Below are 12,545 nucleotides of genomic sequence, written 5' to 3'. Positions count from 1 at the left end.
GGACGAGACCCAGCAGGATGGATGGCATGACCTCCTCTACGCGCACCGCGCTCAGCCTGCTGGGCGCGATCGTTGTAGCCGCTGTCCTCACGCTCCACGCACCGGGTCCGTGGACGACGCTGCTAGCGATCCTGGCCGCTCTCGTGTTGGGCGCCGGTCAGCACGGGACTCGCTGGCTGATGACGGCGGCAGTCGCCGGAACGACCGGGACGGCGCTGCTCGCGGCGGCCGGGCTCTCCTCGTGGGCGGAAGGGGCGCGGGAGCTGGTGTTTGCACTGGCCTGGGTGGGCCTGCCGTGGTTGGCTGGCCTTGCGTGGCGGCTACGTTCTCAGGTCCGGGCCCAGGCAGCGGAGCAGGCGCAACAGGAACGGCAGCAGCGCCGTGAACGGAAGCAGCGGGAGCGGGACGCAGAGCGGCTGGCGTTGGCAGGGATCCTGCACGACGACCTGGGGCACGCGCTGAGCCTGGTCGCATTGAACCTGGGGAAGCTCGAGCTGGATGAATCTCAACATGATGCCGCACGGAAGACCGTGGAGACTGCGCGCGAGCAACTCACCGACGCGGTCGGCCGGCTGGGGGCCTCCGTGCGAATGCTCCGCAGCGGGCAGGTGCCCGGTCTGGCCCCTCAGAGCGAGGCAGATCTGGCAGGCGTAATCGACCAGTTCCGGGCCGCGGGGGCGTCGGTCGTTCTCGAAGGCCGCACCGGCTCCGGTGCCGACGAGTCCAGGGTCGTGAGGGTGGTCCGTGAGGCGCTGACGAACGCGGCCAAGCACGCTCCGGGTGCCGCGATCACCGTGAATATCGAGACCACGGCCGACGGGACCGCACGAGTGAAGGTGACCAACCCAGTGGCCGCTGCAGGATCGGAGCCCGGTACGGGGTCTGGTACCGGGCTGAGTGCCCTCAAGCAGGTTCTCAAGGACGTCGGCGGTGCTCTCGAGGCTGGATTGCGGGACGACGTGTTTCGAATGGAGGCTCTGGTGCCGCCCGTCGATCACCGGGCAGTCGCCCCAGAGCCAGAGCGGCCTCCCGTCAAGGTCGGACGGCGCACGATGCTCATCGCGGCCGGCCTGGTGGTGTGCTCGGTGGTTGTGCTCGGTGGGCTACAGCTCTTCGCCCAGGCCGAGGCACGTCGCGCTCTGCTGACTGCCGAGGACTACGCCCGTTTAAATCAGGGCATGTCTCGCTCGGACGCTCAAGCTTTACTGCCCGACCACGAGCTCCTGCCTGTTCCGTCCTCTCCGGCAGGGGCCGAGTGCCACGACTACGCCGTGGAAACTGACTGGCTGGCAGACCAGTCCGGCGACGTCTACCGAGTCTGCTTCGTTGGAGACCGCCTGGCCTCGACTGCGCTGCTGGCCGGTCAAGGACGATGAGTGTTGTGGAGAATACTGCTGTGCGCGTCCTGGTAGCTGACGACGAGCCTCTGGTGCGAGCAGGGATTGTCGGTCTGCTGGTCACCGACCCCGGCATCGAAGTTGTCGCGCAGGCCGGCGACGGTCAGCAGGCCCTGGACGTTCTGCGCTCCCGCCGTGTCGACGTCGCTCTGTTGGACGTGCGGATGCCTGGAACCTCGGGCCTGGAGGCCTTGGCCCAGGCCCGGCGCGAGGGCCTCGGTGGGCGGTACGTGTTCGTCACGACGTTCGGCGAGGACGAATACGTCTCTCAGGCCATCGTGCTCGGGGCCGACGGGTTCGTTCTTAAGGCAGGAAGTCCGCGCGAGCTGCTCATGGCCGTCCACGCTGCAGCCTCCGGTGGCGCGTTCTTCTCTCCAGCTGTGGTCCGCCGGGTTTTGGAAGAAGGCCAGCTCGCCGGGTTCGGTCAGGCCCAGCAGGCCCGGACGCTGTTCGACCGGCTGACCGCTCGTGAGCAGGACGTGATCCGACTGGTTGGCAGGGGCTGCTCGAACGCGGAGATCGCTGCCGACCTGTTCATGGCCGAGGCCACGGTCAAGACGCACATGACTTCGATCTTGAGGGCCACAGGCGCACGCAACCGGGTCGAGGTCGCGCTCGTTGCGGTACGTGCAGGCCAGGCCTGACCATCGCTGAACGGTGCTTTGCAGGTGACCAAGCGGGCTCGACCTCGTTATAACCGAAGCCACAGTCAATTCTATTGCAACAACAACAGTCCACTGGCTAGAGACCTTCCGGCGGTACGACTCCGTGACCGGAACTGCCTGACCAGCGGAGCAGGCGTTGGACAAACTCCAGTCACGATTGGACAGAAAGGCTGTCAAGTAGACAACTAGCGTGTCACTTCACAATCACGACATCGCATAAGCCCCCGAAATCGTGCCTCCGATCGGCGCTTGGTTGTCACTCCTGTTTCAAGCGCGCTCACTAAGGAGAATTTTGTTTCCCGCAGCGTCTCCTGCAAAACCCCACCTCAGCACACTTTTCCCATAACAGAGTGTCGGTGGGGCTCTGTACGGTGGGCTTATGGCGTCTCGACCTGAAGTACCGGCCCCTGTCAGCGTGACCAACGAGGTCTCTGCGGCCGTCCCCCCGCAGCTGTCTGACGCCGTGGCCGCGAGAATCGTGCAGTCGATGGCCGCCTCGCGCTCGGCCGGGACGCTGAAGGCCTACACCTCGGCCTGGCGACGATTCGACGATTGGTGCCGCACCAACGGGCACATCGCGCTCCCCGCGCATCCGGTCACCGTCGCCGCCTACCTCGTCGAGGCATCAGACACCTTCACTTCCGACGGTGACCGCGTCTTCGCTCTTGCGACACTCTCGAAGTGGATGGCCGCGATCGCGCACACCCACCGCACGAACGGACACATCAGCCCTACCGACCACGAGGCCGTCCGTGCGACTCTGTCGGGAATTCGCCGCACCTATGCCTCTGCTGGCGACCGCCCCCGCAAGCAGATGGCCCCACTACTCGTCACCGACATCGTGACGATGGTGGGGATCGCCCGCGAGACCATCGCCGGCTGGGCGAGCGAAGTACTCGAGCGCCGCGACAGTGCTCTCCTGCTGATGGGGTTCGCCGGCGCATTTCGTCGCAGCGAGCTTGCGGACCTACGGTGCGCCGACGTCTCCGTCAACCGTCTCGACGGACTTCATGTCCATCTGCGCAAATCCAAGACCGACCAGAGCGGGCGCGGCACTGTCAAAGCTCTGCCGTTCACTGTCACCCACCAGAGCTGCCCGCCGTGCGCCGCGATGCGATGGTGGGAGGTCGTTGCTGCCCACGAACGCGGCGGTCGGCCGGCGGTGATCAGGCTCCTACGCGGACCCTCCGACTTCACCGAACATCTCTGCCGAACGACTGGCCCGCGAACCCCTGCATCCTCTCCGTTCTTCCGATCCATCGCCAAGAACGGAAACCTCTCGTCCACCGCGCTGTCCGGTGCGAGCGTTCACGCCGCTGTGCGGCGTCGAGCCGGCGCCGCTGGATACAACGAAGACCTGGTTGCTTCCCTCGGCGGGCACTCGCTGCGTGCAGGGTTCGTCACTCAGGCCTTTCGCAACGGGGCCGACGCTCACTCGATCATGCGCCAGACAGGTCACAAGTCGACCGACATGCTCGAGGTCTACGCCCGTGAGAACGCTCCGCTCATGAACAACGCCGTCAACGAGATCGGTCTCTGATGGGTCCTGTCCCCGCTCTCGGAACGAAGGACCGGCCCGTATGGACGCTGTTCGACGATTGGTGCGCCGGTGCCGACATGGTGGCCCTCCCCGCCGATCCGTTCACTCTTGGCGCGTTCATCGCCGAGAACCCCGCGGCTCTCGCCACACAGCGCCGCCGCATCACTGTTGTGAACACCGTGCATCGCAGCGCGGATCTGCCAGCGCCGGGCAATGCGGACACGATCCGTCGGATGATCGGACGGGTTCGGGCGCAACGATTGTCGGAACTTCGATCGACAATCTCCGAGATCGTCGATCACTTGCCCACCGCAGGATGGACAGCGGGACTGTTCGGCCGACGCGACGGGTTGCTTCTACTTCTCGCCGTCTCCGGCCTGAGCTTCGAGCACATCAGCGCTCTACGTCGCTGTGACCTGCATATCGACGATGACACCCTCGTTGTCGAAAGCATTCACACCCTCACTCTCCCCCCGTTCCATCTACCCGGTTCGCTCTCACCTGCGCAGATCTACCAACAGTGGTCGGAGATCCTCGCGTTCCAGGACCGAGCCCCCTCCACCCGACTACTCGCGGACCGTCTCGACACCGACACCTTGCCGACCAGCTATCCGCCAAGCGAGGCTGCCGAACAACGCACAGCCAAACATCAGGCGGATCCGCTGTTCACGCCCATCGACCGCTGGGGACACACGCCCTTCGGAAAATCGGTCCTATCGGCACAATCGATCGCGCGAGTCTTCGCTGCACACGTGAATGGCCAAGCGGCCACGCATCACCCGCATCGCAGGACTGCGCGCAGGACCGATGACGCCCCGGCATACGAGCCGATCGTGTACCCCGAGGTAGTGCTGGACGATCGACACTACGAGGCCGGTATCGAGGCCCGCCGACGGGCGCATGAAGCACTGACCGATGTCACTTCGACACTCGACGACATCGAAAACCGAGCCGACGCCATCCTCGAACGGCTCCTTGCGGTGCTCGATAGCGCACTCTGACAGCACATCTGGGCAACAGACCTTGGAGGCGCAGAGTCGCGAGCGGGCGGTCAGAACCGACAGCAGCCCCGGTAATCCCCGCAAGAGAGCCTGACCGGACGAGCGCACAGATGCCATCGCCGGAAGAGCCGCCAGGGCAACGCCCAGGCCGGACGTGCACGTAGAAACGCGTGGCTGATAGCAGCCCCGATGCTGAACGCACCTCGACTGCGTACGTGTCGGAAGCCCGCCGCACCCCTCTCACTGGACCGATATCCCAAGGAGTCACCGATGGACCTCATGACACGTGAACCTGCAGGCCTGGTCACCGAACGGGCCATCCCGGCATTCGGCCCCTACTCGGCCGCCGCAGTCTCGCTCGACTCCGCTCTCGATCAAATCGTCTCCTCTGCCGCCGCGATCGCCCGCGCCGTTAACGGTCACAGTGCTCCACACGTTGTCGCAAAGCTGATCTCGTCCCGGCTGACTGTCGGGTTCGGAGCGGTGAGTGCGACGGTGTTCTTTGCTCACCACGAACAAATCTTCGCAGTGTCGGGCGTCATCATCGGCGTCAACGAGATGGCAGTCCAGTTCGCTGATGAACACCGTCACCTGCGCGCCTGGCCAGTGGCCACGGCCATCGCCCTGATCTTGAATTGACCGCCGCACCCTTGGCTCGTCGCCCACCATCAACGAGGACTCACCGATGAATTCAGACGCTGCACTACTGGCAATCCAGGAACTGATGGACGGTGTCACCTGGACACCCGAAACCCTCGACAGCATCGCCGACATCATGCGAAAGGCCGGCTACCGCGTGGAGGGGAGCAAATGACTCTCGACATCACCGAATCGGACCTGTCGGACATGGAATACACACCCAGAGAACAGCTTCGGTGCTCGTGCAATTCGATCAGAGAGGGTGCGGGCGGAATGTCGTACTCCTACGCGGTCCTCGGCGTGAACTGCCCTGATTGCGAGAGCTACAGCGACGACTGCAGTGAATGCGATCGGTGGAACAATCTCACCCGCGACGAACGCATAGCCGAAATCGTTTCCGCCCGTGAGGTAACCGCAGCTCTCATCGCCGCGACCGACCGGCCCGAATCGCCCTTCTGACCTCCTCCTCGGTGCGTCCATGTCCGTCCCGCACCCCACAACGCCCGCCCCTCAGCGCCCTGACCCAGCGCTGGGGGGCGGTGCTCGCCATGCCCATAGCTGATCCAAGCCGCACAGCAATCAAGGAAGCGTGGTCGGGAACTTCGGCCCGCACCCCACCACACGAACTGGAGTACACCCATGTCCGCACCCGCGACCACCTCGGCAATGCCGTTCACCGAAGCCACACGCCAACTGATCCGCAGCCACACACACAACCTCGAATACGAGATCGACTCGCTGCTCGATGAGGAGCGAAAGGTCATGGCGTACACAGTCGCTCGTCTGGCAACAGCCCAGTATCCCGCCGCGACTCGGGTCATCATTCGTGACCTGTGCATCGGAGACGCTGTCGCGTGCGACGTCGACGGAATTGAGAAGAAGCTATCGGTGGATGCAGACATCGCACCGAGTCTGATCGCGATGCTGCACCGGCTGCCGACGGGCGACTCCAGCGCGTGGGAACGACACCTGGACACGATCGAACTCGACGTTGTCGCAGCTCTCGACTTCTCCGACCAGTATCCGTTCCAACAGGTTCAGGACCGGATCGTCGCGTACATCGAGGAGAAGACCGGCCGCACTGTTCGGCGAGTCGAAATCACCTCCGATCTATGGGACAACGGCTACTTCTACGACGACACCGTCGCCGTCGACTACGCCGACGGTGACAGCGATGAGATCCTCATCGCGGACATGTCCGAGTTCTCGGGGGAACTGCGGCACGAAGTCGGGGATCCCGGCCCGAGTACCGTCGTCACGATAGTGCGCACCAACACAGGTATCTCGATCCGCTGACACAGAACATATCGTCAACAGCGGCAGACATTCTCGCCGATCGGCACGACGCGACACGGATACTGCCGAAACGTAGTTCTGAGCGAATCGCGTTTCTGGACAACACAGTTCAGTGCTTGGTGGTGTACCTGTCGACCCACGCAGAAAGCAGCTACGATCAGTGCACTCGCACAACCGAATCCAGGGAGTTTATACATGGCAGGCGACACCGTCATCACCGTCATTGGGAACCTCACAGCGGACCCAGAACTCCGGTTCACTCCGGCCGGGGCCGCGGTCGCCAACTTCACTGTGGCGTCGACGCCCCGCACCTTCGACCGTCAGACCAGCGAGTGGAAAGACGGGGATGCGCTATTCATGCGCTGCAACATCTGGCGTGAGGCCGCCGAAAACGTCGCCGAGTCCCTCACCAAGGGTGCGCGGGTGGTTGTGTCCGGTCGACTCAAGCAGCGCTCGTACGAGACACGTGAAGGTGAGAAGCGAACTGTCGTCGAACTCGAAGTCGATGAGATCGGGCCTTCTCTGCGCTACGCCACCGCGAAGGTGAACAAGGCATCTCGTGGCGGCGGGGGTGGAGGCGGCGCCTACCGAGGCGGCGGGAGCAGTGGCGGCACCGGCTCGGGCAGCGGCGGTGGTGCGAATGACGATCCCTGGAGCAATGCGCCTGCTGGCGGATCCTTCGGCGGCGGCTCGGACGAAGAGCCTCCTTTCTGACAGGTCCCCTGCTGGGGTCAAGAGAGAAAGACGGACATACGACAACACCCCGCCCAGCTCACGCGAGCCGGACGGGGTGTTGCTTTCTGCTGTATCGATTACCCGAGTGGCACCGTCATCGGCCACTGCTGCCCGATGTAGTGGTGGCCGGTGCAGTCGTCCGCGGGGTCGTCGTCGTCTTCGTGTCGGACTTGCCGCCGAGCTGAACTATGAAGTACTCGGCCATGTAATCGACCGAATTCAGGTTGCCCACCAACGTCTTCGACGTGTACGCGCTTGTATGGACGCCGCTGGCGATGAACGAACCGAAGTCCATCATGTCTCCCGCGAACTTGCCGATGGTGTCGATACCGCCTGCTCCACCGACGCTGTTGACGAGCTGAGATGTCATCGAGACCAGATCGCCCCCGCCGGCGCTGACCGCGCTGGTGCCGGTCTTCTCAACTGGAGTGCCCATCACTCCACCGAGCACCGACTGCAGGCCGACCATGCCAATGTCTATGCCGATCGGCACCAATTTGACAGCCTCGGCCGCGTTACCTTCCACAACAGACCATGCCACCTCTTGGGCCTGACCGACATTGTCGGCCAGCCTCTTGACATCGACCTTCGCGAGGATGCGCATCACCTCGGCGGCGATCTTGGTACCACCGGACGGATCCGGAATCAGTTCGACCATGCTCGCAGCCATAGGCATGACATTGGTGTTACCAGCAGCGGCAAGATCGACCCAAGGTGCGAGCATGTTGTTCAGGTCGCCGGCACTGGCGTGTGCACCCTTGGCGTCCATGGCTGCGAGCTGGGTCCCGAGCTGATTGACCTTCGCGGCGATGGCCGCGAAATCGGTCGACAGCACCGTGGTGAGCGTCATCATCGCCGTGTCGACCACTGTCGAGATCTTGAGCTCACCGAGAACTCCCGTGGCGGCAGTCAGGTTGGACCGGTCCATGCTGCTCAGGGCCTCACCCTGCGAGGCCACGTTCAGACCCATCGTCGCCAGAGACTTGAGAGCCTCTCCGCCGCCGGCGAGGTTGGTAGTGCTGGTGTCACCCGACGTCAGTCCGGCCACCGTTTCCGCAATGGACGCCGTGTTCGAGATCAGACCACCGAGATCGACCCCGTCGAGAGTGGAGAGCACGTCCGAGGTCTGAGCGCCGGGTGTGCCCGTCTTCTCTGCCCCGAGCAACTCACGGGTGCCGCTGGTATCGGCGAAGTTCTTGATGTCCGCCGTGGAGCTGTACGTGTTGTTCAGACTCCCCGCCAGCTGTCCGATCTTGTCGAGCTGTGCCTTGCTCGGCAGACCTGCACCCTCACGGGTGAGCGCCTCTGTCCGGTTCTTCAGCTCGGATGCTTTGTCCCCCACCGCTGTCAGATCCGTGTCGCCGAAGTCCGAGACCAGGTTTTCGAAGCCACCAGCACTCGGCCCGACAGTTCCGTCGAGTGGAGGAACAGTTTCGTCGGTCGCCCCGGTGACCGCCTTGCCCATGATCCCGACGAACGGGTTCGAAGAGTCGGTGTTGCAGTACATGTCGTCCTCGTCGCAGACCCATTTGATGCGCCCTTCGAGGGAGCCGTAGCCGCCCGGGCGTTCTCCAGCAACACCTTTGCCAGCCAGCTTCACTCCGACCAACTTCTCGGATCCGCGCTTGGGATCTGCGAGAAGTGCCACACCGCGAACCGAGGCAGCCGGCACCGGCCCTTGGCCCTGGCCGATGTGCCAGGCGACGTCACCGGCGACCTGCGCGCCTTGGCTGTAGCCTGCGAGGACGATCTTCGACGTCGGGCACTTCGCCATCAGTCCGGCGGTCGCCTGCACGCCGTTGCTTTCGCTGGCCTCGTACGTCATGCCCTTGTCGAACGCGCTCGCAGAGTAGTTGACATAGACGACGGTGATCTTCTGGCCGAATTTCTGCTCGAGCTTCGTCCCGACCTTGGCCAGCATCCCAGCCGGCTTGCTCGGATCCGCATCGATGGTCGTTTCGGTCGTGCCAGGAACCATGTAGGCCATGTATTCCGTGCATCCCTCGCCGAGGGTCTGGGCTGCTGCCGTCTGGAGGCCCGTAACAGCACTTCCCGCGGCGACGACCGTCATGACACTCAGTGTCGCCAACGCTCGGGTCATACCGAGCTTCAGTCTCGAACGAGCCGCCATCACATCTCCCACCTCATCTGTCGACCGGAGTGCTCGACATTGTCGCCCCAAATAACTGTACTTTCTCGCGAGCCTATCAAATCAGGGCCTGTACCTGGCCCGACGGACGCAGACTATATTTCTCGACAAACATCGAACCCGCGCAGCCGATAGGCTGCGCGGGTCTTTTGTCTCGCGATCGATAGGCTGTATTTCACGTCGTCAGAGTTCGTAGCCGTTGTCCCGTGCATGCTGCCTCGCGAGGTTGCCCGTCAGGTCCATGCTGTAGGTCACCTGCGCTCGCGGAGATGCCGAGCCGGCCTCCTCTTCGTCACGCTTCTGCGCATCACGGCTTGTGTCCCGAACACCGGCGGCTTCGAGCTGAGACAGAGTGCGCTCTTTCATCGCGAGCGCCCGCTCGATACCGTCCCCGCCGAGCTTTGTCGCCGCGGCCGCGCGCTGCTGCCTGGCGGATTCGGCTTCGGTCTTGGGTGTGCCCATTCCCTCAGAGACCATGTTGCTCAAGATTCCCATTGTGTTCCCCTCGTTCTTCTGTTTCGGACATCAGCTTCTTGGTCTTGGTTTACGTCGCTTTGGCGGTCAGGTAGTCGGCTCAGGCCCCATCTCTCGGTTGGTTGCCTTTGCAGCATTTCCCCCGAGAGCGTGTGGTGTCGCACGCTTTTCCGGCTGTGGCCGAAGACCTTTCCCTACACCTGCGACATCAGGGCCGGGCTCCCACGGTGACCGCGGGGCGCTCGATGTTGGCGGGGTCCATGCCGGCGCTCGAACCCCGGCGCTGGCCTCGTCGCGGCGGGCGTGGCGGCCCACAGTGGGCTCGGCTCGGATTGGTTCACTCGTCCGCCCCTGACGAGGGTGCTCCGGTATCGGCGTTCCCGGGGACTCCGATCGTGTCGGAGCTTGATCCTGCCTTTCTGTACCGACACTCCGCCCGGGTGTCGCCACACTAGTTCGGTCCAGCGGCTCTCGTCTGTCGACTCCGCGCCGAACCGATTGCGGCCGTGCAACGTTGACGACACGTCGTGGGGCGAGAGCCTCGCTTCCTTGACGATTCGTCCGCTCTGCCGCCAGAACATCGGGATGTGCCCGTGGACCCCACGGAGCCAGCGCACTGGGTCGAGGGGCCTCGGTACCCAACTCGCGTGCTTGTTCCGACGGCGCTGCAGGCTGCCCGACCATCTTTGCTGCGTGCTCGCGATTGACCGGCTCGAAGATCAGGGGGCGCACAGGGACGTGTTTGCCTCGCTCCCTCCCCCGCGCCACCAATTCAGCCACAGCCTCACTGTGACTGTCCCCGAACTGCTTCGACATGAGAGCAACCGCCTCGGGTTCGGCTGTCTCGAAGGCTTTCATCCCGTTCATCAGTGCATTGGAGGCGACCGTCTGGCGAATTCCTTCGTCGATGCCGTCGTCGGCCATCGCTGCGTACGCAACTCGGCTGCGCTGTGCGCAGGCAACAGACCTGTCCCTCGATGCACCACCGATTCCGCTGGGATCGAGGTTGTAGTCCCGCAGTTCCCACGACGCCAGGTGCCCGATCACCGCTTTGCGTAGCTCGGCCGGACCTGCTTTCGATGCCAGAGCTAGATCCTGAAAGACCAACGTGCTCAGCGAATCCTGGTGGCTCCGTGCATCGGCGACTCTGCGCACCTCGAACATGCGCGACCTGGCACTGTCGAGGAGCTTGCCTGCGGCCATCGACCACTGCCCGCCCCACGAAGCGACCGCAGCGCCTCCACTCCCGGTAACCACGCTCTGCTGACTCGGGCGGACGCTGCCGCCAGCAGTCTCGACGAACTGCGCCAGGCGCAGATCTTCCACCCCGTCGGTCCGCCCTGCCAGGGTGCGCGCGGTCGCGGTGACCAACTGTGGGTCGAGCTTCTGCGACTTCCAAATGTCGTTGAGCTCGTCGACCGTCTCCTTCAGGCTCGCCGTGACCGCGTCGGGATCTTCGCCTTCGCGCATCGCGACGTAGGCGTCTTCGTGGATCTGCAGCAAGGACATCGCGGCGGCTTCGGTGGAGAACGGTACCGACTCCGCGCCTTTCAGTACTGCCGCGACTTGATCGAGCATCGCCTTGTCTTCGCGCTGCGCCGTCGTTTGCGCCGCCTCGACCGTCTCCCGGCTGCTCCCCAGTGGAACCCGCGTGTTGTTGTCGAGATTCTTCGATCGAGTCACACGTAGTGCGTCGTTGATCTTGGTGTTGTAGTCGGCCATCAGCTCACGGAAGCGGGGGCTCAGGGCCCACATCACAGCGGCGGTCGACACTGCCTCCGTCAATGTGCTCGCATCTATCCCCTGCGCCATGGGTTTGATGCAGTTCAGTGCCATCAGTTGCGTGTACTGGTCGTGCCGCTCGCTTAGTAGGCCGGCCTTCTCCTTCGGGCTGCGCTTGGCGTTCTCTCCAGAAAAGAGCCGGTTCCTGACCGCCTCGTCTCGCAAGCCTTTCGTCACTGCCTGACGTCTGGCCGTAGCTTCTCGCGCGACGGCTGCTTTCGATTCGTCGGTGGCTGGCTGGGTATTCGGGGCAGGAGGTCCGGGAATGACGTCCGCGAAGACCTGGTCCGCGAGGTCGACACCGTCGATCGGCTCTTCCTCTGCCAACGCCGGCTCTCGGGCGGGTTCCGCTTCCGCCCGAGCCTTTTCGATTCCGCGTGGTTGGCGCTTCTTGAGCCCTGGCTGCGCTGCCGGAGTCGGCTCCGGCGCTTGTCTCGGTATCGGGCTCGGCGAGCCTATCGGTGCGGTCATCGTTGCTTCCCCATTTCTCGCAGGGACACCCGTGCGCCCGGTGTCGCTCTTTCTGAGTTCGTGTTCGCCTGATCTGTACTCGCGTGCCTGATTTGCCCTCGGTCAGCGCTGTCTGTCAGCGGTTCGCTTGCGCGACATGGCATGTGAGACCGCCGCCAACTCGTCGAGCCGAGCTTGAATGGATGGCCCGGCCACCGGTTCCACGATCCGTTCGTTGGGGACCGACGGCGTGGGCCTCCGCGGCTCATCCGGCCTATCCCGATCGACGTCGTCGTCCTCGGTGTCTGACTCCGTTGCCACTCGGGAAGCGGAGGGTATTTCGCTGACCCGCCCCTCGTCCAGCAGTGCCTGTTCCTCTGCTGCTGCAAGTCTGTCCTCAGCGGCCTTGTCCCGTTG

Annotated in this window: 12 protein-coding genes; 9 read left to right on the top strand and 3 right to left on the bottom strand. The window is 63.9% G+C overall.

Going from position 1 to position 12,545, the window contains the following annotated elements; genetic code table 11:
- Positions 1-26: 26 nt before the first annotated feature.
- From AB0366_RS22355 to AB0366_RS22315, 9 genes are all read left to right on the top strand, one after another.
- On the top strand, positions 27-1,376 hold the full coding sequence (locus tag AB0366_RS22355) for an ATP-binding protein (RefSeq protein ID WP_366245862.1): 1,350 nt from the start codon (positions 27-29) through the stop codon (positions 1,374-1,376).
- A 20-nt stretch (positions 1,377-1,396) separates the two neighbouring features.
- Positions 1,397-2,041: a response regulator transcription factor gene (locus AB0366_RS22350; protein ID WP_366245861.1), complete on the top strand. Its 645-nt coding sequence runs from the start codon at positions 1,397-1,399 to the stop codon at positions 2,039-2,041.
- Positions 2,042-2,441: 400 nt separating this feature from the next.
- A complete protein-coding gene (locus tag AB0366_RS22345; RefSeq protein ID WP_057473034.1) occupies positions 2,442-3,602 on the top strand; it encodes a site-specific integrase in 1,161 nt (386 codons plus the stop codon).
- Positions 3,602-4,603 (top strand): recombinase, encoded by a 1,002-nt coding sequence (locus AB0366_RS22340; protein WP_366245860.1) that lies wholly within the window; start codon positions 3,602-3,604, stop codon positions 4,601-4,603. Before AB0366_RS22345 ends, AB0366_RS22340 begins: the two co-directional genes overlap by 1 nt.
- Positions 4,604-4,873: 270 nt before the next feature.
- Complete coding sequence (locus AB0366_RS22335; RefSeq protein WP_366245859.1) at positions 4,874-5,242, top strand: hypothetical protein; 369 nt, start codon at positions 4,874-4,876, stop codon at positions 5,240-5,242.
- A gap of 46 nt (positions 5,243-5,288) precedes the next feature.
- Positions 5,289-5,417, top strand: a complete 129-nt coding sequence (locus tag AB0366_RS22330) for a hypothetical protein (protein ID WP_268793668.1) — start codon at positions 5,289-5,291, stop codon at positions 5,415-5,417.
- The gene (locus AB0366_RS22325; protein WP_366245858.1) at positions 5,414-5,701 is read left to right on the top strand and encodes a hypothetical protein; all 288 of its coding nucleotides are present in this window, start codon (positions 5,414-5,416) and stop codon (positions 5,699-5,701) included. Before AB0366_RS22330 ends, AB0366_RS22325 begins: the two co-directional genes overlap by 4 nt.
- Before the next feature lie 180 nt (positions 5,702-5,881).
- Positions 5,882-6,538: a hypothetical protein gene (locus AB0366_RS22320; RefSeq protein ID WP_366245857.1), complete on the top strand. Its 657-nt coding sequence runs from the start codon at positions 5,882-5,884 to the stop codon at positions 6,536-6,538.
- Between the two features lie 195 nt (positions 6,539-6,733).
- A complete protein-coding gene (locus tag AB0366_RS22315; protein WP_366238810.1) occupies positions 6,734-7,252 on the top strand; it encodes a single-stranded DNA-binding protein in 519 nt (172 codons plus the stop codon).
- A 115-nt stretch (positions 7,253-7,367) separates the two neighbouring features.
- Here the strand turns inward: AB0366_RS22315 and AB0366_RS22310 are convergent, their stop codons facing one another.
- From AB0366_RS22310 to AB0366_RS22300, 3 genes are all read right to left on the bottom strand, one after another.
- Entirely contained in the window at positions 7,368-9,404 is a 2,037-nt protein-coding gene (locus tag AB0366_RS22310) for a cutinase family protein (RefSeq protein ID WP_209912162.1), read from the bottom strand.
- Between the two features lie 201 nt (positions 9,405-9,605).
- A complete protein-coding gene (locus AB0366_RS22305; RefSeq protein WP_366245856.1) occupies positions 9,606-9,899 on the bottom strand; it encodes a hypothetical protein in 294 nt (97 codons plus the stop codon).
- A gap of 84 nt (positions 9,900-9,983) precedes the next feature.
- Positions 9,984-12,149, bottom strand: coding sequence for a hypothetical protein (locus tag AB0366_RS22300; protein ID WP_155288610.1), 2,166 nt, complete (start codon positions 12,147-12,149; stop codon positions 9,984-9,986).
- Positions 12,150-12,545: the final 396 nt, after the last annotated feature.

It is taken from the genome of Rhodococcus sp. NPDC076796 (genome assembly GCF_040702765.1).
GTDB lineage: Bacteria > Actinomycetota > Actinomycetes > Mycobacteriales > Mycobacteriaceae > Rhodococcoides.
Note: the sequence above shows the minus strand (reverse complement) of the source record. Positions and strands in the feature narration are given on the sequence as shown.

Coding starts and splice junctions, on each gene's coding strand:
- AB0366_RS22345 (WP_057473034.1), top strand. CDS start 2,442: ATGGCGTCTCGACCTGAAGTACCGGCCCCTGTCAGCGTGACCAACGAG.
- AB0366_RS22325 (WP_366245858.1), top strand. CDS start 5,414: ATGACTCTCGACATCACCGAATCGGACCTGTCGGACATGGAATACACA.
- AB0366_RS22330 (WP_268793668.1), top strand. CDS start 5,289: ATGAATTCAGACGCTGCACTACTGGCAATCCAGGAACTGATGGACGGT.
- AB0366_RS22300 (WP_155288610.1), bottom strand. CDS start 12,149: ATGACCGCACCGATAGGCTCGCCGAGCCCGATACCGAGACAAGCGCCG.
- AB0366_RS22320 (WP_366245857.1), top strand. CDS start 5,882: ATGTCCGCACCCGCGACCACCTCGGCAATGCCGTTCACCGAAGCCACA.
- AB0366_RS22340 (WP_366245860.1), top strand. CDS start 3,602: ATGGGTCCTGTCCCCGCTCTCGGAACGAAGGACCGGCCCGTATGGACG.
- AB0366_RS22355 (WP_366245862.1), top strand. CDS start 27: ATGACCTCCTCTACGCGCACCGCGCTCAGCCTGCTGGGCGCGATCGTT.
- AB0366_RS22310 (WP_209912162.1), bottom strand. CDS start 9,404: ATGGCGGCTCGTTCGAGACTGAAGCTCGGTATGACCCGAGCGTTGGCG.
- AB0366_RS22315 (WP_366238810.1), top strand. CDS start 6,734: ATGGCAGGCGACACCGTCATCACCGTCATTGGGAACCTCACAGCGGAC.
- AB0366_RS22305 (WP_366245856.1), bottom strand. CDS start 9,899: ATGGTCTCTGAGGGAATGGGCACACCCAAGACCGAAGCCGAATCCGCC.
- AB0366_RS22335 (WP_366245859.1), top strand. CDS start 4,874: ATGGACCTCATGACACGTGAACCTGCAGGCCTGGTCACCGAACGGGCC.